Origin of the sequence: Bradyrhizobium sp. SZCCHNS3052, assembly GCF_032484495.1 — a bacterium.
In the GTDB taxonomy this organism is placed as follows: domain Bacteria; phylum Pseudomonadota; class Alphaproteobacteria; order Rhizobiales; family Xanthobacteraceae; genus Bradyrhizobium.
In genome coordinates this window covers 544,767-564,260 of sequence record NZ_JAUETB010000002.1, presented here as the reverse complement: position 1 = coordinate 564,260, position 19,494 = coordinate 544,767, and the positions used below count along the sequence as shown (strand labels likewise).

The 19,494-nt window shown below is 66.6% G+C and carries 18 protein-coding genes; 9 read left to right on the top strand and 9 right to left on the bottom strand.

Annotated features, from left to right (window positions below):
• Window positions 1-392: 392 nt before the first annotated feature.
• From QX073_RS10760 to QX073_RS10750, 3 genes are read right to left on the bottom strand one after another with little or no spacing between them, the layout of a single operon-like run.
• The gene (locus tag QX073_RS10760) at window positions 393-2,036 is read right to left on the bottom strand and encodes a S8 family serine peptidase (RefSeq protein ID WP_410051833.1); all 1,644 of its coding nucleotides are present in this window, start codon (window positions 2,034-2,036) and stop codon (window positions 393-395) included.
• A gap of 33 nt (window positions 2,037-2,069) precedes the next feature.
• Entirely contained in the window at window positions 2,070-2,912 is an 843-nt protein-coding gene (locus QX073_RS10755) for a hypothetical protein (protein ID WP_316187274.1), read from the bottom strand.
• Window positions 2,909-3,478 carry a sigma-70 family RNA polymerase sigma factor gene (locus QX073_RS10750; RefSeq protein ID WP_008961196.1) on the bottom strand — a complete coding sequence of 190 codons (570 nt, stop codon included), beginning with the start codon at window positions 3,476-3,478 and terminating at the stop codon, window positions 2,909-2,911. Before QX073_RS10750 ends, QX073_RS10755 begins: the two co-directional genes overlap by 4 nt.
• Window positions 3,479-3,800: 322 nt before the next feature.
• On the opposite strand from QX073_RS10750, the gene QX073_RS10745 reads away from it, so the two are divergent.
• Both QX073_RS10745 and QX073_RS10740 read left to right on the top strand, forming a co-directional pair.
• The gene (locus QX073_RS10745) at window positions 3,801-4,964 is read left to right on the top strand and encodes a GGDEF domain-containing protein (protein ID WP_316202789.1); all 1,164 of its coding nucleotides are present in this window, start codon (window positions 3,801-3,803) and stop codon (window positions 4,962-4,964) included.
• Window positions 4,961-6,070: a DUF2336 domain-containing protein gene (locus tag QX073_RS10740; protein WP_316225732.1), complete on the top strand. Its 1,110-nt coding sequence runs from the start codon at window positions 4,961-4,963 to the stop codon at window positions 6,068-6,070. Before QX073_RS10745 ends, QX073_RS10740 begins: the two co-directional genes overlap by 4 nt.
• Before the next feature lie 12 nt (window positions 6,071-6,082).
• On the opposite strand, the gene QX073_RS10735 is transcribed toward QX073_RS10740, so the two are convergent.
• The gene (locus QX073_RS10735) at window positions 6,083-6,721 is read right to left on the bottom strand and encodes a DUF1109 domain-containing protein (RefSeq protein WP_315716083.1); all 639 of its coding nucleotides are present in this window, start codon (window positions 6,719-6,721) and stop codon (window positions 6,083-6,085) included.
• Window positions 6,722-6,723: 2 nt separating this feature from the next.
• A complete protein-coding gene (locus tag QX073_RS10730; protein ID WP_315716082.1) occupies window positions 6,724-7,269 on the bottom strand; it encodes a sigma-70 family RNA polymerase sigma factor in 546 nt (181 codons plus the stop codon).
• Between the two features lie 324 nt (window positions 7,270-7,593).
• Between QX073_RS10730 and QX073_RS10725 the strand changes: the two genes are divergently transcribed.
• From QX073_RS10725 to QX073_RS10700, 6 genes are all read left to right on the top strand, one after another.
• Window positions 7,594-7,983 (top strand): hypothetical protein, encoded by a 390-nt coding sequence (locus QX073_RS10725; RefSeq protein WP_315753098.1) that lies wholly within the window; start codon window positions 7,594-7,596, stop codon window positions 7,981-7,983.
• A gap of 84 nt (window positions 7,984-8,067) precedes the next feature.
• On the top strand, window positions 8,068-8,847 hold the full coding sequence (locus QX073_RS10720; protein WP_315716080.1) for an enoyl-CoA hydratase: 780 nt from the start codon (window positions 8,068-8,070) through the stop codon (window positions 8,845-8,847).
• A gap of 248 nt (window positions 8,848-9,095) precedes the next feature.
• A complete protein-coding gene (locus tag QX073_RS10715) occupies window positions 9,096-10,514 on the top strand; it encodes a TolC family outer membrane protein (protein WP_315753100.1) in 1,419 nt (472 codons plus the stop codon).
• A gap of 85 nt (window positions 10,515-10,599) precedes the next feature.
• Window positions 10,600-12,264 (top strand): caspase family protein, encoded by a 1,665-nt coding sequence (locus QX073_RS10710; protein WP_316225731.1) that lies wholly within the window; start codon window positions 10,600-10,602, stop codon window positions 12,262-12,264.
• Window positions 12,265-12,354: 90 nt separating this feature from the next.
• Window positions 12,355-12,672, top strand: coding sequence for a DUF3303 domain-containing protein (locus QX073_RS10705; RefSeq protein ID WP_315828238.1), 318 nt, complete (start codon window positions 12,355-12,357; stop codon window positions 12,670-12,672).
• Window positions 12,657-13,049, top strand: a complete 393-nt coding sequence (locus tag QX073_RS10700; RefSeq protein WP_315716076.1) for a hypothetical protein — start codon at window positions 12,657-12,659, stop codon at window positions 13,047-13,049. Before QX073_RS10705 ends, QX073_RS10700 begins: the two co-directional genes overlap by 16 nt.
• 34 nt (window positions 13,050-13,083) lie before the next feature.
• On the opposite strand, the gene QX073_RS10695 is transcribed toward QX073_RS10700, so the two are convergent.
• Together QX073_RS10695 and QX073_RS10690 are read right to left on the bottom strand one after the other, a co-directional pair.
• Window positions 13,084-14,283: an adenylate/guanylate cyclase domain-containing protein gene (locus QX073_RS10695; protein WP_316167065.1), complete on the bottom strand. Its 1,200-nt coding sequence runs from the start codon at window positions 14,281-14,283 to the stop codon at window positions 13,084-13,086.
• Between the two features lie 205 nt (window positions 14,284-14,488).
• Window positions 14,489-15,838 (bottom strand): carbohydrate porin, encoded by a 1,350-nt coding sequence (locus QX073_RS10690; RefSeq protein ID WP_316167067.1) that lies wholly within the window; start codon window positions 15,836-15,838, stop codon window positions 14,489-14,491.
• A 963-nt stretch (window positions 15,839-16,801) separates the two neighbouring features.
• Between QX073_RS10690 and QX073_RS10685 the strand changes: the two genes are divergently transcribed.
• On the top strand, window positions 16,802-17,440 hold the full coding sequence (locus QX073_RS10685; RefSeq protein ID WP_316167069.1) for a leucine-rich repeat domain-containing protein: 639 nt from the start codon (window positions 16,802-16,804) through the stop codon (window positions 17,438-17,440).
• Window positions 17,441-17,611: 171 nt separating this feature from the next.
• Here the strand turns inward: QX073_RS10685 and QX073_RS10680 are convergent, their stop codons facing one another.
• On the bottom strand, window positions 17,612-17,743 hold the full coding sequence (locus QX073_RS10680; protein WP_316202788.1) for a hypothetical protein: 132 nt from the start codon (window positions 17,741-17,743) through the stop codon (window positions 17,612-17,614).
• A 521-nt stretch (window positions 17,744-18,264) separates the two neighbouring features.
• A complete protein-coding gene (locus tag QX073_RS10675) occupies window positions 18,265-19,494 on the bottom strand; it encodes a cyclic nucleotide-gated ion channel (RefSeq protein WP_316225730.1) in 1,230 nt (409 codons plus the stop codon).

The following is a 19,494-nucleotide window of genomic DNA, read 5'->3' as shown; positions in this document are numbered from 1 at the left end:
GGTTAACAAAGTCTAGCTAATGCCATGTTGTTTGGCGGCCAAACCGTAGTCGTGCGGAAATTTTGTCCGTGTTTTTTCGGGCTTTGGCCAGGCGCGGAGCGCTAACGCGACCAACGGCATCCCTAGACAACCCAAGGATGTTCGACTCGGGGTGCGCGAGACACTGCCGGATATCGACGTTGCCGGGCTTCGACCTCGCCTAAAATGAAAGACCCGTCCGGGGGGACAACCGGACGGGTCGAGCCATATGGGCGCTTGGGGTGGATGGGCGCTCGCGCCGTATATAGCCTTGGGGAGGGGATCACCGCTCCCACATGCTTTCTGTCGTGATCGCCCCGCTGCACGTTCAAGGCGAGCGGGAGATTTTCGGAACGTTCACGAAAACGTTGGCGTCATTGCTGCGCGGGCCGAAGCGCGTCGCCGGCTGGAGATGCCGCGGTCACCGCGGCCGACGCCGGGCGCAACTCACGGGCCGCCGTGGGCTCCGTTTGCAGCCCCGCGGAAGGCACAGCAGCAGCGGGCGCATCCTGCGGCGCGGCCACGGCCTGGACCGCCGCCAGGGCATCCGCCTCCCCTGCCCCGAACAGATCGTCGCGTCCGGGCGTCCCGAGATCGCGCGCGGTCCCGGTCAGCACGGTCCGCACCGTTTCCGGCTTCAGCGCCGGATTGCGCTCCAGCACCAACGCCGCAAGCCCGCTGACATAGGCCGCGGAAAACGAGGTGCCCGAGATGATCTGATATTTTCCGTCCGGCGCCGGCAGGAAGATCTCGGCGCCGGGCGCGGCCAGCGCGATGTAATTGCCGCGGTTCGACGCCGGCAGCAACTGGTCCCTGTCATCGGTCGCACTGACGGCGATGACGTTCGGATTGCCCGCAGGATACAGCGGCGGCGACTTGGCCCCGGCATTGCCGGCCGCGGCGACCATCACGACGCCCTTGGAAGCGACCGCCGCGATCGCGCGCTCGATCACCGCATCCTTCGGGCCGGCGAAGCTCATGTTGACGATCTGCGCGCCGTGCAGAACCGCGTAGTCCAGCGCCTTCAGGATCACATAGGAGCTGCTCTCCGGCCCGCCGCCTTTCTTGGCCATGCCGAAGGCGCGGATGGCGATGATGCGTGCATAGGGCGCGCTGCCCATCAACCGCTTGTGCGACACGATCACGCCGGCGATGCCCGTGCCGTGCACATGCGGCCCCTCGTCACCGCCGAGTGCGTCGAACGCGTCGAACGACGCGTCGGCGAATTCCGGGTGCTTGAGATCGACCGCGGAATCGATCACTGCGATGGTGACGTTGGAGCCCTGGGCCAGCCTGTGCGCTTCGGGCAGCCGCAGCTTCGCCAGCGCGTATTGCGCCGGGTCGCCCTCGACGGGCGGCGCGCTCTGCTGCTGCAGCGTGTAGCGGTAGTTCGGCTGCACCGAACGCACCCTGGCATCTGCCGCGAGCGCACGGCTGACCGCCTGCACCGAGCGGCGATCGGTGATCCGGAACAGACCGATTGTGGCGCCGATCAGCGGAAAGCGCTGCGAGCTGATGCGCTGCAGGCCATGGCGGCGCGCCAGCGCGTCGGCCTGGTCCGTCGAGAGACCGTCATCGATTTCGGCGACGATCTCGTTGGCGATGGTCCGCGGGTCGACCGCGGCCGCAGCTTTCGGCTCGCCCCGCTGCGTCACCTTGGCGGACTTGTCTTTGTCCAATCTTCCTTGGGACCGCCGGCCCTGCCCGTCCGTCGTCACCGGCCGGCGGTCGAGACATTCACCCGAGGCGCTGCGATCCGCCGGGTCGCAGGAGGTCTGCAGGTTCGGTGCAAATCGCGCATTGGGCAAGGTCGGGCGCACGGTCATCGCCGTCGGCGGCGGCGCACGCATCGCGGTGCCCGGGTTGATGCTCGGCACCCGGCTCGGGATGTTGATGTTGGGCGAACGCATCATCGCCTGGGCATGGGCACTGAGGTCGCCACCTGCGAAAGCAGGCATTGCGACGACAATCAGCATCGCGACCGATCTGGCGAACTGTAGCGGCGAAGTAGACGACATGGAGCCTCCGAATGACGTTCGGACGGCGCGGGCCTATTGCGCGGCCACCGCGAGGCTGACGATCTTCTCGCGCGCCAGACGGCCGATCAGGCTGTCGGCCTCGGCCTTCGACAACGGCCGGTCGCCGAGTTGCAGCTTGAACAGGCCGCCCTTGGCGCCCTCGACGATCGAGGCCTGGTAGCTGTCGAGCAGCGCCGAGATGTCGGCCATGCGCGCATCCGGCGCGAACCGCACCAGCGCATAGGCGGGCGCGGTCGATCCGGCGACCTGCGGTCCAAGGCCGCGGATCAGCGGTGCGGCCGGGGCCGGTGCTTCGGCCATCCGCGAACGCGTCATGCTCTCGGGCGCCCGCTCCGCCGGGGCCGGCGCAGCGGCGCTCGGCGGCGGCGGCGCGGCCATCGGCCTGCTCGCGGGCTCGGGCGCCGCGGTCTTGTCCTGGACCGAGGCGGTCTGATAGGTCGCAGTCTGCGAGCGCATCAGCACGGCGCCGATCACGCCGGCCTGCGTCAGCACCAGCAGCGCGCCGAGGCTGACGGTCCACGCCAGGGTCCGCGGCGACAGGCTGTCGAAGAAATCCATCAGCCGCGCGCTGAAGCCGCGCGGCGCGGCAGGCTTCTGCACCGGATCCGCCTCGATCGCCGCGAACAGCTTCTGCATCGCACGCATCGACGGCGCGCCGAGGCTTTCGTTCAGCGCGATGGTCTCGGCATACTCCTTCTGGATCTCCGCATACTGCCTGGCGAGATCGGCATCGTTGGCAAGAGCCTCCTCGACCCGGCGCATGTCGCGCGCGCTCAGCGTGCCGGCGGCGTACCACGGCAGCAGGAGTTCGATCTCTCCGGGCTCTTGCTCCAGCATCTTGCTCAAAGCCATCATGGCCAGCCTCTCTCAATGCCGGCCGCTTTCAGGAGTTCGGCCAATTTCTTGCGCGCATAGAACAGGCGCGTCTTGACGGTGTTTTCCGGAATTCCGACGATCTCGGCCACCTCCTCCACGGACTTCTCGTGGTAGTAGACGAGATCGACGATCTCCCGGTGATCAGGCGAAAGCGCCGTCAGGCACTTGCGCAATGCTTCGCCGGTATTCTTCTTCTGGACCGCGACCTCCGGATCGTCGGAGGTATCTTCGATCGCGTTCGCGGCCTCGTCTTCCAGCTCAACGTCCTTCCGGCGCCGAAGGGCCGACAGGGCCTTGAACCGCGTGATCGCCAGGAGCCAGGTGGAGACGGCAGAACGGCCTTCGAACTTGCCGGCCTGACGCCACACGTCGAGAAAGACCTCGCTGATGAGGTCTTCCGCGACCTGCTCGTCCCGCACGAGCCGGAGCCCGAAACGGTACACCCTGACATGGTGCCGTCCGTACAGCACCTGCATGGCGAGCCGGTCGCCTTGAGCGATCCGGGCAATCAGGGTTTCATCTGACGCCGCTGCTGTCACGCTCAATGGCCGTCTCGCAAGATTGGTCTGGAGGATTGACGTCGCGGTTCGAACACAACCGCAAAAATCTTCAAAATACCGGAAAGATACGTCCCGAAATGTGAGTTGGCGCACAGACTTGCAGATTTCGCTGCAGCGCCCAGGTCGATCGTGACCAGCGGGTTCCCGCCTACCATGTTCCGCCCGTTCCCGCCAACTGCACGCCCTGAAAGCCGTAGATTCCCCGTCGCAGCACGACGCCGGCGGCCTCTTCGTCCATGCCCATAGATACCAAAGTTAAATGCTTTCCCACGTAGATTTTAAGCCAACGACGAAGAATCGCGAGCACATGGGCACGACGGCACCGCCTATTCCCAGTCCGAATGTCGCTGAGGCCGGGGACGCGCAACCGTCTCCGGCCAGCGACCTGCGCGCGCGTCGTGCCGGGCGGCGCCGGCAGATGCTGGCGCTGGTCGCCGGATGCTACCTGATCGACGCCGTCATCCTGCTGATCTACGCAGAGGCGGGAACCGTCCCGGTCGCGATCGCGCCAGCCTACGCAGCGACCGGCATTCTGACCGTCGCGCTGTGGACCGCTTTGTCGGAGAGCGGCTTCAACGACCGTTTCCGCGACCACTACCTCGTGGTGCCGCAATCGCTCGCCAGCATGATGATCACGGTCGCGTTCTGCTACATCGCGCCCGAAGTCAGCATCCTCTTCCTGTGCACGCTGTACATCGTCGTCGCCTTTGCCTCGCTGCGGGCGACGCCGCGCCAGAGCGCGATCTGCTGGACGTTCCTCGCGATCGGGCTGGCGGGATTGTTCCTGCTCACCGACAAGCCGCTCGGCATGCCGCACGACAGCGGCCTCGAGCGGCTCGCGACGCTCCTGGTCTTCCTCCTCACCATCGCCGGCTGCATGTTCCTCGGCATCTTCTCCAGCGCGCTGCGCGAGACGCTGTACCAGCGCGGACAGAAGCTCAAGGAAGCCTATCGCCGCATCGAGGAGCTGGCCGAGATCGACGAGCTCACCGGCGCGCTGAACCGGCGCTCGATCATGGATGTGCTGGACGAGGAGATGGCGCAGGCGCGGCAGGGCGGCCAGCCCTGCTCGGTCGTGCTGATCGATCTCGACTGGTTCAAGCGCATCAACGACACGCATGGTCATCCGACCGGCGACGACGTGCTGCGCACCTTCGCCATCACCATCTTCGCCAACATTCGCGGCAGCGACCGCTTCGGCCGCTACGGCGGCGAGGAATTCCTGCTGGTGCTGCCGGGCGCACCGGCCGACGCCGCGGCGCGGCTCGCCGAACGATTGCGCCAGATCATCGCCGGCCTCGACTGGAGTGCGTTTTCGACCGGCCTGCAGGTCACGTTCTCGGCCGGCGTAGCCACCCCGCGTGGCGACGAGACCGCCGATTCGCTGCTCGCCCGGGCCGATCGTGCGCTCTACGACTCGAAGGCGCAGGGCCGCAATCGCGTCACCAGCGCCTGCGCCGTCCCGGCATGACCCCGAAACCCGCCCCGAACGAAAGCCTGCTCGATGAGCTCGAGGACACGCTCGCGCACGGCACCGTCGCCCGGCGGGTCGAGACCCTGCGCAAGGTGACGGACCTGTTCGTCGACGGCGCGACGGACTTCGCCGATGATCAGGTCGCGCTGTTCGACGACGTGTTCGAATGCCTGATCGAGCACATCGAGATCTCGGCCCGCGCGCTGCTCGCGCGGCGGCTGGCGCCGCTGGCGTCGGCGCCGCCGCGAACGCTCTACCGGCTGGCCGATGACGACGCCATCGATGTCGCAGGCCCGGTGCTGTCGAAGTCCGAACGGCTCGACGAGGCCGCGCTGATCCGCACAGCCGAGACCAAGAGCCAGGCGCATCTGCTCGCGATCTCGCTCCGGCGCGTGCTCAGCCGCGCCGTCACCGACATCCTGCTCAGGCGCGGCAACGACGAGGTCGTTCACAGCACCGTCAGCAATCCCGGCGCCGACGTCTCGGAGGCCAGCCTCGACACGCTGGCCGATCGCGCCGCGCTGGACGAAAACCTCGCCGCGTGCCTCGCCATGCGGCCCAATCTGCCGCGCCACCTCTATCTGAAGCTGGTCGCCAAGGCATCGGCCACGGTCCGCGCGCGGCTCGAGGCGGCAAACCCGAAGCTCGCGCAGGAGGTCTCCTCGGCGGTGCGGACGGCAGGGCGGCGGGCGCGATCGAGCGCGGTGGCGCTGACCAGCCAGACCGAGATCGCGCACGCGCTGGTGCGCTCGCTGCATGCCGAGGGCCGGCTCGACGACCGTCTCGTCGTGCAGTTCACCGAGCAGCGCAAGTTCGACGAGGCCAATGCCGCCGTGGCGGCCATGGCCAACGTGCCGGTCGCGGTCGCCGAGAGCATCATGATCGAAAGCCGCGCCGAGGGCGTCATGATCCTCGCCAAGGTCGCAGGCCTGTCATGGCCAACGGTGAAGTCGATCATCCTGATGCGCGATGGGCTCGCCACCACCGCGACGACCGATCTCGACGCCTGCAAGGCCACCTATGACCGGCTCCGGCGGTCCACCGCGCAGCAGGTGCTGCGCTTCCATCGCGTCCAGGACGCCGCGACGCCGGTGCAGGCGTAGCCGCCCCCCCGGTCAATAGCGCAGCACCCTCGCGCCGATGAGCGCGCCGAGCCCGGCCACGATCAGCGCGGCCACCGTGTACCAGGTGGCCACGAACAGCGGCGAATCGTCGGTGCAATGCGCGGCATAGAGCGTTGCCGCCATGCCCGCCGAGACCAGCCCGGCGATCGCGCCCGTCATCGCCGGACGCGACGGCGCGCCATGGCGCAGGCCGAACAGCGCGGCGGCCAGCAGCGGCAGCGACAGCACGGGAATGGCGCTCATGCAAACCATCGAATTGTGGCCGACCAGCCGCGCCATCATCGGCGTGCGCTGCGGCAGCATCATTTCCGCCACCATGCCGCCGACGAGGACGAGGATCGGCGCGATCAGGAGCCAGCTCCAGCCCTGCAGCGAAGCTTCAGGGCGCGACAGATGCAGGCTGATGATCAGCGCCGGGATCGCCAGCGCCGTGGTGACGACGAACTTCAGGTCGAAGAACGGATTGCGCACCGCGAGCCAGATGTCCGGCCGGACGCCGAGGCCGATGAGCAGCATTGCGGTCGAGACCGGCGTTGCCGCCATCAGGGCCAGCGCCAGCACGATGCCGACCGGCTGCGCGCGCTGCGCATTGTCGGCCGCGAGGGTGCGGATGAGCTGATCGGTGTCCATGGTCAGGTATCCCGTAGCTTGGCCGTGAGGCTTGCGAGCGCGCGGTGCAGCGCCACCCGCACCGCGCCCTCGCTCATGGAAAACTTCTCCGCGGTCTGCTTGATCGAGGCAGCCTCGACTGCGATCGACTGCAGCACGTCGCGCTGACGCTGCGGCAGGGTCTTCAGCTGCGCCTCGACCTCGCCGGCCGAGACGGTGGGCGCCGGCGGCTCGTCGGCCAGCGTCTCCGAGAAATCGTCGATGTCGACGAACACCCGCCGGCCGCGCCGGCGCAGCATGTCGATCAGCTTGTTGCGCGCGATCGCGAACAGCCAGGGCGCGAACGGCGCGTCGACGTCCCAGGTGTGCCGCTTGAGATGAACCGCCAACAGAATTTCCTGCACGATGTCCTCGGCCTGGTCGGGGGGCTGACCGGCGCGCGCCAGCCCGCGCCGTGATGCTGCGCGCAACACCGGCGTGATCGCCCTCAGCAGGCGATGATAGGCCTCGTCGTCACCGGCGACGGCCTGGCGCATCCAGCCCGTCCACTCGTCGTCACGCTCGCGCAACTCCGCTCCACCCCCAGCAATTCGCCCGAATCGTCAGCTTGTTACTCTCGCGACATCCTGATCACTAATTCGTGATGCGGACATTGGCCTCGGAACCATCCGAGTTACGCCACAACGAGAGCACGCCACCGGGCAAGTCTTGGAACCGCTCCATAGCACCGAATCGAAAGGTGCATGATCAGGTTTAATGGGCCGCGCCGCAAAGTGCGGCGCCGCCCAGCTTTTGCCGTGAGCGGCAGGAAGATACCCATTTTCTGCCCCGTTCTCGACATCTGTCGGGGTCTCACTCCGGCCTGGGCTGGCGGGATGGGGAGAGAGCCGACGATGACGATCCAAGCCAGTGGACGTTCAGCATTGATCATTGCCGCCGCGTTCGTTCTGGGCCTCGTTGGCACTGGATTCGCCCGCGCGGCCGAACAGCAGAGCTACAGTCCGTTCTTGCCGGTCGGCTCCGAGAGCGCTCCGGCGGCGAAGCAGGACGGATTCCCGGCGCCGATGCCGGTCGAAGCCCAGGCTCAGGCCGCACCCGCGGCGGAATCGGCCGACGCCGCGCCGAGCGATGCGCCAGCGGCCTCGGACGTCACCGTGAACATGGTCACGGTCAGCAATGACGACAGCTCCGGCTGGGACAAGGCCTCGATCATCGGCAAGATCTTCATCGCCTGCGGCACCCTGCTCACCCTGGGCTCGGCGGCACGGATGTTCATGATCTGAGGCGCCGCGCGGCGCCGCACCTACTTGATGCGCATCGATCCAGCGGGCACATTGCCCGCTGTTTTGATTTCTCGGGGTGGGATCATGAGCGTTTACGAGCACATCATCGTCGAAGGCAAAGGCGCGGTCGGAATCATCACCCTGAACCGGCCGAAGATGCTCAACGCGCTGTCGTTCGGCGTCTTCCGCGAGATCGCCGCCGCCGTGGATGACCTCGAGGCCGACGACGCCATCGGCTGCATCGTGATCACCGGCAGCGAGAAGGCGTTCGCCGCGGGCGCCGACATCAAGGAGATGCAGCCCAAGAGCTTCATCGACATGTTCTCGAGCGACTTCACCGCGATCGGCGGCGACCGCGTCGCGCGCTGCCGCAAGCCGACGATTGCAGCGGTCGCCGGCTACGCGCTCGGCGGCGGCTGCGAGCTCGCGATGATGTGCGACTTCATCATCGCTGCCGACACCGCGAAATTCGGCCAGCCCGAGATCACGCTCGGCACCATTCCGGGCATCGGCGGCACCCAGCGCCTGACGCGCGCGATCGGCAAGGCCAAGGCGATGGACCTCTGCCTCACCGGCCGCATGATGGATGCGGCCGAGGCCGAACGCTCCGGCCTCGTCAGCCGCATCGTGCCGGCCGACAGGCTGATGGATGAGGTGATGGCTGCGGCCGAGAAGATCGCATCGATGTCGCGCCCGGCAGCGGCGATGGCCAAGGAGGCCGTCAACCGCGCCTTCGAGACCCCGCTGTCCGAAGGCATGAATGTCGAGCGCAACCTGTTCCACGCCACCTTCGCGCTGGAAGACCGCGCCGAGGGCATGGCTGCGTTCATCGAGAAGCGCAAGCCGGTGAACAAGAACCGGTGAGATTGCTGCGGGTCACTCGCAGCTGAACGAATCGATCTGCCTCTCATGTCGACGGGTGCACCTCACCCGCTTACCAAGCGCGTATCCGCGCGCCGGGCCGCAGCACTGCGACAAACGGCCTGTGGCGAGCACGCCACAACAAACCATGGAAAAGCCCGCCGGATTCCACATCGGCGGTTTGTGTGTGGCCGCCATCCGCCCTAAACAGGTAAACAACTGGTTAAGACAGTGAGACGCGGCGGAGTCGGATGGTGGGTCGAGCCAAAGAATTTGGCGTCGGCAAGATGCGTGTGCGAAGGATCGGCCTCGGCCTGACCCTCGCGGGCAGCCTTGTCGTCGTGTGCTCGCCTGCGCGCGCCGAGGATCTCGCCGCCGCGCTCGCGAAAGCCTATCAGACCAATCCGGCGCTGAATGCGGAGCGCGCGCGCCAGCGCGCCACCGACGAGAACGTGCCGCAGGCGCTTGCCGGTTATCGTCCGCAACTGATCGCGAGCCTCGGCGCCGGCCTGCAGGCGGTGCGCAATCTGCTGCCCAACAACACGATCCAGACCGCGACATTGAAGCCCTGGACCATCGGCGTCACCGTTACGCAGACGCTGTTCAACGGCTTCCGGACCGCCAACAGCGTCCGCATGGCCGAGCTGCAGGTGCAGTCGGGCCGCGAGGCGCTGCGCAATGTCGGCCAGGGCGTGCTGCTCGACGCCGTCACCGCCTACACCAACGTGCTCGCCAACCAGTCGCTGGTCGAGGCACAGCGCTCCAACGTCGCCTTCCTGCGCGAGACGCTCTCGGTCACGCAGCGCCGTCTCAATGCCGGCGACGTCACGCCGACCGACGCCTCGCAGGCCGAGGCGCGGCTGTCGCGCGGGCTGTCCGATCTCAACGCCGCCGAGGTCAACCTCGCCATCAGCCAGGCGACCTATGCCCAGGTCATCGGCATGGCGCCGGGCCAGCTGCGCGCGGCCGACCCGATCGATCGCCTGCTGCCGCGCAGCCGCGAGGACGCGATTGCGCTCGGCAACAAGGAAAATCCGGCCGTGGCTGCGGCGAGCTTCGACGTCGACGTGGCCTCGACCTCGATCAAGGTCGCCGAGGGCGCGCTGCTGCCGAGCGTGACCCTGCAGGGCGGTGTCAGCCGCAGCCGCGATTCGGATCAGACGCTGGGTACCTTCGGCACCGACCAGGCCTCGATCGTCGGCAGCATCACCGCGCCGATCTATGACGGCGGCACGGCGGCGTCGCAGACCCGCCAGAGCAAGGAGCTCGCGGCGCAGAGCCGCCTCGTGCTCGACCAGGTCCGCAACCAGGCGCGAACTGCGGTGGTCAGCGCCTGGGTTGCCAACGAGGGTGCCAAGGTCGCCGTCAGCGCCTCCGAGGCCGAGGTGAAGGCCGCCACCATCGCGCTGCAAGGCGTGTCGCGCGAGGCCCAGGGCGGCCAGCGCACCACCGTCGACGTGCTCAACTCGCAGGCCGATCTGATCCAGGCCAAGGCACGGCTGATCGGCGCGCAGCGCGACCGCGTCATCGCCTCCTATACGCTGCTCAGCGCGATCGGCCGGCTCGACGTCAAGAACCTCAATCTGAATACGCCGGACTATCTGCCCGAGGTGCACTACCACCAGGTGCGCGACGCCTGGCACGGCCTGCGCACGCCCTCCGGACAGTAGTGCGAGCGGTCATCGCTCAAGGCCGACGACCTTGCTTTGCCGATATTGCCGGATAGTCTGACGCACGACCGACTCCGGGGCTGTCATGACGGCATTGCGTTACCTGTTGCTTGTTCTCGTTCTCATCAGTTCAGGCAGCACCGCCGCGCTGGCGGACAAGCGCGTCGCGCTGATCATCGGCAACTCCGCCTACAAGACTGTCGCCAGGCTATCGAACCCGGCCAACGATGCGAAGCTCGTCGGCGACATGTTCCGCAACGCCGGCTTCGAGCGCGTCGACGTCAGGCTCGATCTCGGCGTGCAGGAGATGCGCCGGGCCTTGCGCGAGTTCGGGGCGCGGGCGCGCGAGGCCGAGGTCGCGGTGATCTACTACGCCGGCCACGGCATCGAGCTCGACGGCACCAACTATCTGATCCCGACCGATGCCGCGCTGGAGGCGGACAGCGACGTTCTCGACGAGGCGATCGCGCTGGAGCGCGTGCTGTTCGCGATCGAGCCGGCCAAGCAGTTGCGCCTCGTCGTGCTCGACGCCTGCCGCGACAATCCGTTCGCCAAGACGATGAAGCGCAGCGTCGCCTCGCGCAGCATCGGACGCGGCCTCGCCAAGGTCGAGCCGTCGAGCCCGAACACGATGATCGCATTCTCGGCCAAGGCCGGGTCGACCGCCGCCGACGGCGACGCCAGCAACAGCCCGTTCGCAACGGCGCTGGTGGCGCATCTGCCAAAGCCCGGCCTCGATCTGCGCCGCGCGTTCGGCTTCGTCCGCGACGACGTGCTGAAGGCGACCGGCTATCGCCAGGAGCCCTATGTCTACGGATCGCTCGGCGGCAACGACGTGGCGCTGGTGCCGGTCGTGCAAGCTCCGAGCGCGGCGGCCGATTCCGACGCAGCGATGCGGCGCGACTACGAGCTCGCCGAGCGCATCGGCAGCGAGGCGGCGTTCGATGCCTTCATCGAGAAATATCCAAGCGGATTCTACGCCGCGCTCGCCAGGGCGCAGCGCGCCAAGCTCGCGCCGGCGGCAGCCAACGTCGCCGCGCCCGCCACGACCGACGTCACGCGCAGCCCGCCCGAAGCGTCAGGGCAACGTGCGGACAAGCCGCCCGCGGCGTCCGAGCCAGCCAAGCCCGCGATGGTCGCGGCGTTGCCGCCGCCCGCGGACAAGGTCGCGCCGCCGGACCCGGCACGCGAGCTTGCCAGCGAACTGCGGCGCGTCGGCTGCAGCACCTCCGACAGCGACGGCACCTGGGATCTCAACGCGCGCCGGGCGCTGGAGCGCTTCAACAAGCAGGCCGGCACCCGGTTCGATACCAAGCTCGCCAGCCTCGACGCGCTCGACGCCGTCAAGGCGAAGACGGCCCGTGTCTGCCCGCTGCTCTGCCCCAAGGGCCAGCGCGCCGACGGCGATGCTTGCGTCGCGATCGCCTGCCCCGCCGGTCAGGCGCGCGATGCCGACGGCGACTGCGTGAGGCGCAAGGACGAGCCGGTCGCGAAGAAGCCGGACGAGGCGCTCAGGCACGACGAGCCGGCGCGCAAGAAGGAGCCACCGGTGGCGGCGCGCTCCGAGCCGGAGCCGAAGCGCGTCAGCGGCGGCGGCCGCTGCACGAGCATCAGCCAGCGCTGCGCGATCGAGATCGGCGGCCGCTGCAATCCCGCCACCGGCCATTGGGAATACGGCCGCAACGGCGCCGGCGGCAACACGATGTCGTTCAACAACTGTATCGGCCGGATGATGGCCGGGCGGCGCTGAGCGGACGGCCGCGTCCGGAGACGAGACAACCGGGGCGATCTGGAACAGGCGCGCGAACTCGCCCACAATGGGCGGCAACCGGAGGCGCGCATGCTGTTCATGGTGATCGAACGTTTCAAGGACCGCGATCCGATTCCGGTCTACCGCCGCGTGCGCGATCCCGGCATCACGTTTCCCGAAGGGCTCAAATATCTCGGCAGCTGGATCGAGCCGAACTTCGACCGCTGCTTCCAGCTGATGGAATGCGACGACGCCCGCCTGCTGCAGCAATGGGTTCTCGCCAACGCCCGCGACACCGGCATGACCTTCGAGATCGTGCCGGTGGTGACCAGCGCGGAGACGCGCGAGGTGGTGGCGCCCTTTTTGGATGAGAATCCACTCGCGGGCGGACGATGCTCGACATCCTGACGCAGGTGCTCGCCGCATGCATCGTCTCCTACGCGATCGCTGTTCTAATGCCGTCGTGGCGGGCGTTGCTCGTGGCGACGCTGATCGTCGTGCTGCTGACTGCGTTCGACGGGATACGGCATTGGTGGTCGCCAGCGTCGGATCGTTGTCACAGCACCTGTACACTCAACGATCTGCTCGCCATTCCGCTGCTGCCGATTGCGAGAGCAGGCTTCTTGACCGGAGCAGCGATCCGCGCACTGACCTTCCTTCCGCATGCCCAAAGACTGTCGTCGCGGGCGATCATCATGATCTTGGTTGCCGGAGGGCCCATCGCCATCGCAATCGTCTTGTTCGCGCCGGATGTTGTTTTCTGGCACCCGCCCCGGCTGGGCTAGGCTCAGTCGATCGACACGGCCCTGCCCGAATTCGCTACCCCTCGAACGAAAACAGCTCGATCGGGTCGCTGAAGCCGCGTACCGGAAATTCGCCGACGCGCTCCAGCGCGAACGGGCCCTCGACGAGCTCGGCAAACGCACGCGACATCAGCACGGGACGGCCGACCTGCTTGGTCAGCGCCTCCATGCGCGAGGCCATGTTGACCGCGGGTCCGATCACCGTGAAATCCAGACGTGTCTGCGAGCCGATGTTGCCGTACATCACGTCACCGACATGGATGCCGATGCCGTAGCGGAGCGGCGCCCGGCCGCTCTCGGCGTGGCGTGCATTCAGCTCCGCCATCGCCTGCCTGGCGCCAGTCACGGCATGCAGCAGGTTGGCACAGGCTGCGGGCTCGGTGAGCGGAAAGATCGCGAGCAGGCCGTCGCCGATGAACTTCAGGATCTCGCCGCCGTGCTGCGTGATCGGTTCCACCATCGCGTCGAAATAGCCGTTGAGCAGATCGATGACATCGTCGCGCGGCCAGTTGTCGGAGATCCTGGTGAAGTCTCTGAGGTCGCAGATCATGATCGCCGCGCGCACCGTCGTGCCGCTGCCGCGCCGCGTCGCTCCCGCCAGGACCATCTCGGCCGCATGCGGCCCGACATAGGTCTCCAGCAACGTCCGCGCCAGGCGGTTCTTGATGCGAATCTCGCTCACCAGCGCCAGCACCGGCAGCAGCCGCTGCAGCGCGTCGATGTCGGCCTGGTCGAAGCCACCGTGGCGATCGGTCGCGAACGTCACGAAATGCCGCTTGCCGAGCGTGTGATATATCGGCCAGGCGACGTAGTCGGTCAGGCCCTGCGCCCGCATCTCGTCATAGATCGCATGCTGACGGCCGAGCCTGGGATCGCGCGCCAGATCTTCGCGAATCTCCTCGGCACCGCCGTAGATTTCGGCGCCGGGGCTGCCGATGAATTCGGACCGCTCGCGGACGTCGTAGTCGATGCGGGCGATCTCGGCCCCTTGCATGCCGTCGCTCCACAGCATCCGGGCGCCGAGCCATTGCGGATGGTTGATCTGAACGTGCAGCGAGGCGCGCTTGAGCGGAATGCCGGCGCGCTGCAGCCGGATGCACATCTGCGCGAAGATGTTGTCGATGAAGCGCTCGTGGCGGGTGCCGTTGGTGAGCCAGTCCACGACCTCGTCGCCCAGGCGCTGGCCAGGGGCGAGATGGACGTCTGTTGCGGTCATGGCGATCTCCTGGCGGCTCGGCGTCGCGGTCCAGGAGATGTCGTGCCGCAATGCGAAAGAGTCAATCGACGTCATCGCATCGCGGCCCACCCGGATGGGCAGGATACGCCAGCTCCTCATCGGATCGGCGAGCCGGGACAGCCGAGACGCCTCGCGCAGATGGGGCGGATGCTGCACATCCACCCCATCGGCTCACGTCGCAAGATCAGAAGTGGACGACCGTCCGCAGGCCGAGCACCACCGCATTGCCGGTCTTCAAGCCGGCGGCGTTGAAGCCGCGTCCGCCCGGATTGATGACATACTGGGCGTCGAACTTCAGGTTCATCCAGCCCGTCGCCTGCCAGCCATACCAGGCCTCGATCGGCACCTCGTTGCCGCCCGCATTCGGCGTCAGCGCCGCCGAGTTGACATGCGTGGTGCCGACCGCGAAGCCGACCTCGTCGTCGGGACGGAACGAGAAGGTGCCGGTGTGCTTGACGCCCCAGGAGATCTGGTAGTCCTGATACGCGGTGCGGTGATCGGCGACGCTGGTGTTGAGGAAGGTGTACCAGCCCTGCGCCTTGGGACCCTCGACCGTCAACCGCTGCAGGATCGATTCGTAGAAGCCGTAGCGGCCGCGCTGGCTGCTGAGGTTCTGATCGCCGACGCCGGGGCCGCCGGCATACACGCCGGTGATGCCGGGCAGACCGCCGTCGATGGTCGAGGCGCTGTCATACCAGCCGCCGACGCGCCAGGTGCCGTTGAGCGGACCGCTCGGTTCATACACCACCTCGACCGGCACCAAGACGCCTGCGGCCGGATTCGAGCGCGGAATGCCCGGCGCGAGATAGACGCCCGCGTCCGACGTCGTCAGATAGTTCGGATTGGCGTCGTAGACGCCGACCGACAGCTTCCACTCCTTGGTGAAGTTGTAGTGCACGACGCCGGCCCACTGGCTCACCGGCCAGTTGTAGATGTAGCCGCCCTGGATGTTGCCCGGCTGGCCGCCGCAGAAGGTCAGGTTGATGAACTCGCACTGGCCGAAGAAGAAGTCGGAGCCGACCGGCAGCCGGCCGCCCTTGAGCACGAGGCGATCGTCGAACAGCTTCTGCTGATAGTAGAACTCGGTCAGGCGCAGGATGTTGCCGCGGCCGAACACCTCGTTGGTCAGTTGCAGCGCCGGAATGCCGGCCTCGCTGTTGAGATTCTTGCCGAAGCGATCGACCAGCGTCACGCCGATCATGCCGCCCTGGATGCCGGCGAGCTTGGCCATGTCGAACTTGGCCTCGAACCACAATTGCCCGGCATTGGCCGCGGTGTTGCGCGAGCCACCCGACAGATTGGTGACGGCTTCGTCGCCGAGCGTGAGCGCGAGCGAGATGCCCTGCTCCTTCAGCCTGGTCCGGCCGAGATCGCCGAACAGATACGGCCGCGTCCAGAAATCATCGACACCCGCATAGGGAATCGGCGGCGCCTTCATCGGCAGATCGGCCGCGACCGCACCACCGCCACCCAACAAACAAGACAAAGCAACCCCTACGCCGCACATGCGCGCGGTCGTCGCAAACCCACTCATTTTTCCTGCTCCTCGCAGCGTCCCCAGGCTCTGGATGTTGTTCTGTCGCGGCCGGCCCAGAGCCTCCGTCCCGGCACGCGCTTCCCCACGGCTCATCCCCGGCAGCCGCCCATTCGAGGGGCGATTTCGTCAACCTGAGATTGGATGGCAATCCTAGCAAGCGCCGAGGCGCCTTTGAATAGTCATATTATATTTGGGAGTCGGTATAACCGTAACTGTGACATCAGCGTCACATGCCGCATTGCGGAATATCTGCTGTTCAGATCCGACCACGTGAAGCCGGCCGTATGTCGCTACGCTCACGAGCGGCTCGCCTGGAAGCACGATGTCTCCGCGCGTCATTGGAGAGGAGCTGCGAGTTCGAGAGCTCTCGGGCCGAGACAACTTCCTAGCGAGGCTGCGCATCTTGAACGAGGGCATTCCACTCATCGCGAACGGCGTCCCGAAGCAGACCAGGAGGGATCGCGCCCACGTTCTCTGGCGCAAGATGACTAGGCTGTGGGCTGCATGTCTCGATCAGGAAATTGACGGCATCGTCTGTTGTCTCAACCCCAGCGGCTTTGGCCGTCGGTGCATACGTGCGGACGCAGGCTTTGAGGTTAGAGACCACTTGACGCAGTCTGTCGTTCTCAGCCCGTGCTGATACTAACAGCGCAGCGGCAACAAGCAGCAATGCAATTGCCGTTCTCAAGGCATCGATCCCCATGACATCGAGCCCATCAGAATTGCATCGGCAGTTATGCGGTTTAAGTGTGTAAACACCAGTTACGCGTCAGCCGAGGGTCAGCCAGCTTCGGAGAAAAAAACTGCCTTGTGGCGTCACTGCAAGCTTACTTCCAGTTGCACCCTGATAGCGTAAACTTCCGCCGCGGACCGAAAGGCCCGAGACGGGCCAGAAGCGCCCTTGGTCTCCGGGTGAAGTCGAGGCATGATCCGGCCGTGAGGAACGCGTCGGACTTGCACTTGTCGTTGTGGAAACAGGCGCTCGGCGCCGTACCGGATCATGTCTGGGATCGGACGAACCTGCAATCGCTCGTGCTGGCCGACAATCGCCTGGTGGAGCTCTCGGACAGGGTCGGCGAGCTACACGCCCTGAGAACGCTGGACCTGGGCCATAACCTGTTGCGGCAGATTCCGGCTGCGCTAGGCGAACTCGTCGGCCTGAGCGACTTCCTGTACTTGCACGACAACGTGCTGAAAGAGCTTCCGCCGTCGTTGGGGCGACTTACCCGGTTGCGCTACCTCAACATCAGTGCAAACGAATTCGAGAGGCTGCCCGACGCGGTTACCGAGATGTCGGGACTTCTCGAACTTCGCGTGACCGACAATCGCCTGACGACTCTGCCGACGACCATTTCCAAGCTGACGCGGCTGCGTGAGCTGCATCTCAGGAACAACAGCTTGACCCATTTGCCGGAAGAGATCGGTTCAATGGTGGAGCTGCGGCAGATCGACTTGAGAGGGAACCCTGTCGCCGCATTGCCGGAAGCGCTGCTCAAGCTTCCACGCCTCGAAAAGCTCGATCTGCGCTGGGTGACGACGATTTCCCACCCGGACTGGTTCGCTGAGCTCAAGGAACGAGGTTGCGCGATTTACCTGTAACGCTTGCGTTTGCAACGTCCGCACAAGCCGCCGTCTCGAACGTTTGAGCGCCAGGGCCATTGTGCCGCAGACGGCCGCCGACTTGCTGCACCGGGCGGGTCGGAGCGATCGGGCCAAATTCGGTCGTGACCTGTCGTCGTTGATTTGCCCGACGAGCAGCGTCCCGGCCGTTCATGCAACGAAATTGGTCTCGGCCACCCCAAATCGGCCTTCGCCGGAAGGGCGCATTTCATCAGCGGCCTCAACGCCATCGCCCGTTTCAAGGGCTTCGCGCAAAAATAAATCACTTCCGAAAATCAGCAAATCATGTCTATTCTCTCCACGTTCCGGTCCGGATGAGGGGCGTACGCGTCGTCACGAAACGTTGGGCCGGCAATGCGGTGGACGTGAGGGCATCAGCGCGCTTCATGCGCGGACGATTGATGCGCTCGCGGACGTGAAGTCGCGTGGTCCTGACACCCCGAAGCTGGTGTCCCCGCGGCGGCGAGCGAGAAGCGCGTCGTCGCGCACGGTGGCCAACAAGCCCGGTGCACCGAGGAGATCGCGTATAAGCGTTAAAACCGCCGCGCAGGGAATGCCGGATGAACCGGCTTTGCCTGTGGTACCTGCCGCCTGCATTTTTTTCCGCAGGCGGGCCATGGGTGAGGCCCTCACCCGGCATTCCCTGCGCCCTCATCACTCTCGAGGGCGGACGTCTTCCGCATCTCCTGGGTGCAATCGCGCCGCGGGATGGTGCGCGCGCGCCCGGCTGTTTGACTCGTTGGAAGATGGAATGAGACGCGCGCCTGCCGTCGCCAACGACGTACGGAATCCGCGCGCAGCCCCTACTCGTCCGTCTGGTCGTCGTGCTCGGCCTGCGACAGCTCGGCAAGGGCGAGGTCGCCGGAATCGGCCATGCGCGCCTTGGCGATGGTCCGGACATGCGCGGCGAGCGCCGGCATCCGCGCGATCAGCGCATGGAAATCCTGCGCGTCGAGCACCAGCAGCCGGGTCTTGCGCGTCGCCGTCACGGTGCCCGAGCGCTTGGTCCGGTGCAGCAGCGCGATCTCGCCGAAGAACGTGCCGTCGGCGAGCTTGACGCATTGCGTCGGCAGCTCGATCTCGACCTCGCCGGCAGTGATGAAATACATCGAGGAGGCGGCATCGCCGCGCCGCACCAGCACCTCGCCGGATTCGATCGTGCGCGCGCGCAGCAGCCGCATGATGTCGGCGATTTCGGACGCCGAAAGATGCGAGAACAGCGGCACCCGCGCCAGCATGCCCCAGGTGACGACGAAGTCGCGCCGCTTGATCTCCTCGGCGAACGCGGTGGAGATGATCGCGACCGGCAGCGCGATCATGGCGAAGCCCCAGATGATCGCGAACACCGTGATGATGCGGCCGAGCGGCGTCACCGGCACGACATCGCCATAGCCGACGGTGCCGAGCGTCACGATCGCCCACCACATCGCGTGCGGGATGGTGCCGAACTTGTCGGGCTGGACGTCGCGCTCGACCGCATAGAGCAGCGAGGCGAACAGCAGCACCGCGCCGGCCAGGATGACGAGGCAGCCGATCAGGATGCGCCGCTCGGCCTGCACCGCCGACAGCAGCGAGCGCAGCGCCGGCGAATAGCGCACCAGCTTGAGGAACGGCAGCACGATGCACACCGCTTCCAGGCTGCGGTCGCCGAGCACGAGCGCAATCGCGGCCGGCACGAAGGACAGGAGATCGATCAGGCCGAGCGCTGACAAGGCGTAGGCGAGCCGCTCCCGGTGCGGCGACTGGCGCCGCGGCATGTGCCCCGCCACGCTCCAGAGCCGAGCGACATACTCCGCGGCAAACACGATCAGCGAACAGACCTTGATCGCTCGCAGCAATCCGCCAATGGCGGCCGCGATGTCCGGGTCGGAGGCCAGCACCACCGCCAGCACGTCGAGCGTGATGACGAGCACGATGAACTGGACGACGCGCGAGCCGTGCGTGCTCGGCAGATGGTCGTGCTCGAGCAGCTCGTACAGCCGGTCGCGCAGATTGGGATCGCGAACGCTCTCGCCCGGCCCGAGCGTCGGCAC

Excerpts from the sequence above, each read along its gene's own strand:
- QX073_RS10760 (WP_410051833.1), bottom strand. The coding sequence starts at position 2,036 with ATGTCGTCTACTTCGCCGCTACAGTTCGCCAGATCGGTCGCGATGCTG.
- QX073_RS10755 (WP_316187274.1), bottom strand. The coding sequence starts at position 2,912 with ATGATGGCTTTGAGCAAGATGCTGGAGCAAGAGCCCGGAGAGATCGAA.
- QX073_RS10745 (WP_316202789.1), top strand. The coding sequence starts at position 3,801 with ATGGGCACGACGGCACCGCCTATTCCCAGTCCGAATGTCGCTGAGGCC.
- QX073_RS10740 (WP_316225732.1), top strand. The coding sequence starts at position 4,961 with ATGACCCCGAAACCCGCCCCGAACGAAAGCCTGCTCGATGAGCTCGAG.
- QX073_RS10735 (WP_315716083.1), bottom strand. The coding sequence starts at position 6,721 with ATGGACACCGATCAGCTCATCCGCACCCTCGCGGCCGACAATGCGCAG.
- QX073_RS10725 (WP_315753098.1), top strand. The coding sequence starts at position 7,594 with ATGACGATCCAAGCCAGTGGACGTTCAGCATTGATCATTGCCGCCGCG.
- QX073_RS10720 (WP_315716080.1), top strand. The coding sequence starts at position 8,068 with ATGAGCGTTTACGAGCACATCATCGTCGAAGGCAAAGGCGCGGTCGGA.
- QX073_RS10715 (WP_315753100.1), top strand. The coding sequence starts at position 9,096 with ATGGTGGGTCGAGCCAAAGAATTTGGCGTCGGCAAGATGCGTGTGCGA.
- QX073_RS10710 (WP_316225731.1), top strand. The coding sequence starts at position 10,600 with ATGACGGCATTGCGTTACCTGTTGCTTGTTCTCGTTCTCATCAGTTCA.
- QX073_RS10705 (WP_315828238.1), top strand. The coding sequence starts at position 12,355 with ATGCTGTTCATGGTGATCGAACGTTTCAAGGACCGCGATCCGATTCCG.
- QX073_RS10700 (WP_315716076.1), top strand. The coding sequence starts at position 12,657 with ATGCTCGACATCCTGACGCAGGTGCTCGCCGCATGCATCGTCTCCTAC.
- QX073_RS10695 (WP_316167065.1), bottom strand. The coding sequence starts at position 14,283 with ATGACCGCAACAGACGTCCATCTCGCCCCTGGCCAGCGCCTGGGCGAC.
- QX073_RS10690 (WP_316167067.1), bottom strand. The coding sequence starts at position 15,838 with ATGAGTGGGTTTGCGACGACCGCGCGCATGTGCGGCGTAGGGGTTGCT.